This window comes from Falsiroseomonas oryziterrae, assembly GCF_021864505.1.
In the GTDB taxonomy this organism is placed as follows: domain Bacteria; phylum Pseudomonadota; class Alphaproteobacteria; order Acetobacterales; family Acetobacteraceae; genus Falsiroseomonas; species Falsiroseomonas oryziterrae.
The window spans coordinates 1-2943 of sequence record NZ_JAKJIB010000423.1 but is presented as its reverse complement, the minus strand read 5'-3'; the positions used below and the strand labels follow the sequence as shown (position 1 = coordinate 2943).

Annotated in this window: 2 protein-coding genes; both read left to right on the top strand. The window is 73.0% G+C overall.

Annotation, left to right across the window (positions count from 1 at the left end):
* The coding region (gene tssL, locus L2I40_RS21340; protein WP_237217219.1) for a type VI secretion system protein TssL, long form at positions 1-502 on the top strand (502 nt) is incomplete at its 5' end.
* The coding region (tssM, locus tag L2I40_RS21335; RefSeq protein ID WP_237217218.1) for a type VI secretion system membrane subunit TssM at positions 502-2943 on the top strand (2442 nt) is incomplete at its 3' end. The genes tssL and tssM, both read left to right, overlap by 1 nt.

Genomic DNA, 2943 nt, shown 5'->3' with positions numbered 1-2943 from the left:
GGTCCGGCCGCCGCCGCCCGCGCCGCCGCCCGCCGTGCCGCCCGCGCCCTCCACCGTCGACAAGCTGCGCGCCTTCCTTGCACCCGAGATCCAGCAGGGCCTGGTGACGGTCGAGGGCACGGACGCCGCGCCGCTGGTGCGCATCCGCAACCGCGGCATGTTCCCCTCCGGCAGTGCGACGCTGAACCCGGCCTTCCAGCCGCTGATGGCGCGGATCGGCGAGGCGCTGCGCGAGGAGCTGCGGCTCGGGCCGGGCTCGGTGCTCGTCATCGGCCACAGCGACAACCAGCCGATCCGCACCGTCGCCTTCCCGTCCAACTTCGCGCTCTCCGCCGCCCGCGCGGAAGCGGCGCGCGTCGCGCTGCTGCGCACGCTCGGCAACCCGTCGGCCATCAGCTCCGAAGGCCGTGCCGACACCGAACCGGTGGCGGACAACGCGACGCCCGAGGGGCGCGAGGCGAATCGCCGCATCGAAGTCCTGCTCCGCAGGGAGGCCCGCTGATGTCCCGCCTGCCCTGGCGCTGGATCCTGTCCGGGATCGGCGCGGCCCTCATCGCCGTCCTCATCTGGGTCTTCGGCCCTCTGCTGGCGTTCCTGGAAGACTGGATCATCCGTGCCGTCCTCGTCGCGGTTGTGATCCTCGTCTGGGGCGGCCTGAACTTCTGGATCGGCCGCAAGGCATCGAAGAAGGAGCAGGACCTCGTCCAGGGCGCCGCCGCCGGCCCCGATCCATCGAAGCTCGCCGCCGACGACGAGCAGGCGAAGATGCGCGAGAAGCTGACCACGGCGCTCGCGACGCTCGCCAAGGCGCGCGGCAGCCGCGGCTATCTGTACGAGCAGCCCTGGTACGTCATCATCGGCCCGCCCGGTGCCGGCAAGACCACCGCGCTGCTCAACGCCGGGCTCAAGTTCCCGCTCGCGGCCGAGATGGGCCAGGGCGCGGTGGCCGGCGCCGGCGGCACGCGCATGTGCGACTGGTGGTTCACCGACGAGGCGGTGATGATCGACACCGCCGGCCGCTACACCACCCAGGATTCCGACGCGAATGTGGACCGTGCCGGCTGGGACGGCTTCCTCGATCTCCTCAAGCGCAACCGCCCGCGCCAGCCGCTGAACGGCGTGCTGGTGGCGATCGGCGTGCCCGAGATCGCCTCCGCCCCGCAGCCGGAGCGCGTCGCCCATGCGCGCGCGATCCGCAAGCGCATCAAGGAGCTGACCGACCGTCTCGGCGTGCGCGTGCCGGTATACCTGCTGCTGACCAAGGCCGACCTGCTGCGCGGCTTCACCGAGTATTTCGACGACCTCGACCGCGAGCGCCGCTCGCAGGTCTGGGGCGTGACCTTCCCCGCCGCCGGCGATCCGCTGCAGGGCTTCGGCGCCGAGTTCAAGGACCTCGTCGACCGCGTCGAGGCGCGCACGCTCGACCGGCTCCAGGCGGAGCGCAACCCGGATCGCCGCGGCCTGATCGCCGGCTTCCCGACGCAACTCGCCAGCCTGCAGCAGCCGCTGCAGGAGTTCCTGACCGAGGCCTTCGGCGGCTCCCGGCTCGACCCAGCGCCCTGGCTGCGCGGCGTCTACATGACGTCGGGCACGCAGGAAGGAACGCCGATCGACCGCCTCACCGGCGTCCTTGCGCGCGGCTTCGGCATCGACCAGCGTCGCGCGCCCGCGCTGCGGCCGGAGGCCGGCCGTTCCTACTTCCTCGAGCGCCTGCTGAAGGAGGTGATCTTCGGCGAGGCGATGCTCGGCTCCGCCAACCCGGCCGGCGCGGCGCGCGACCGCGTGGTCCGCATCACCGCCTGGGCGGCGAGCGCGCTGCTCATGGTGGGCGGCGGCGCCTGGATGTGGATGGAGAAGAGCCGCGCGGAATCCGGCGCGCAGCAATTCGCCAATGCGCTCGCGGCCTATGAGCAGCTTGCGCGTCCGGTTCTGACCGATCCCGTCAACGACGGCGACCTCGGCCGCATCGCGCCGGTGCTCGAGGCGGCGCGTGCGCTGCCCGGCGCGGCGGCGGCGGCGGATGCCGGCTTCGGCATGTCGCAATCGGGCAAGCTGCAGGCGGCGGGGGCGACCACCTACCGTCACGCGCTGCAGAACGCCTTCCTGCCGCGCCTGCTCTGGCGGCTCGAGGCGCAGATGCGCGGCGGCTTCAACCAGCCCGACCTGCTCTACGAGGCGACGCGCATCTACCTGATGCTGGGCTCCGCCGGGCCGCTCGATCGCGACCTGGTGCGGGAGTGGATGAACCTGGACTGGTCGGCGACCTATCCGGGCGCGCCCAACCAGCCGCTGCGCGACAACCTGCAGACGCACCTGGCCGCGCTGCTGTCCGCTCCTCTGCCGCGCGTGGCGCTCGACGGCGCACTGGTCGAGGAGGCGCAGCGCGCCTTCAGCCGGATCCCGCTGGCCGAACGGGTCTATTCGCGCATCCGGCCGTCCGCCGCGGCGACCGGCCTGCCGCAATGGACGCCGGGCCAGGCCGCCGGCGCGGCCGGCGCGCGGCTGTTCATCCGCGGCTCCGGCCGTCCGCTGACCGAGGGCATCCCGGGCTTCTACACGGTGGAAGGCTTCCACCGCGTGCTGCTCCCCTCGCTGCCCAACGCGGCGCGCGAGGTGGCGAGCGAATCCTGGGTGCTCGGCCAGCGCTCGGAGATCGATCCGCGCAGCCCTGCGGTGCAGAACCTGGAGCGCGACGTCGTTGCGCTCTACGTCAACGACTATGTCCGGCACTGGGACGCGCTGCTGAACGACCTCAACGTCGTGCCGCTGCGCGCGCTGCCGCAGGCGGTGCAGGACCTCTTCATCCTCGGAGCGCCGCAATCGCCGATGCGTGACCTTCTGGTCGCCATCTCGCGCCAGCTCACGCTGAGCCAGCCGCCGCCGCCGCCTGCGGGCCAGGCTGCGGCCGGCGCGGCGGCGCAGGCTGCGCAGGCGGCGGCGCAG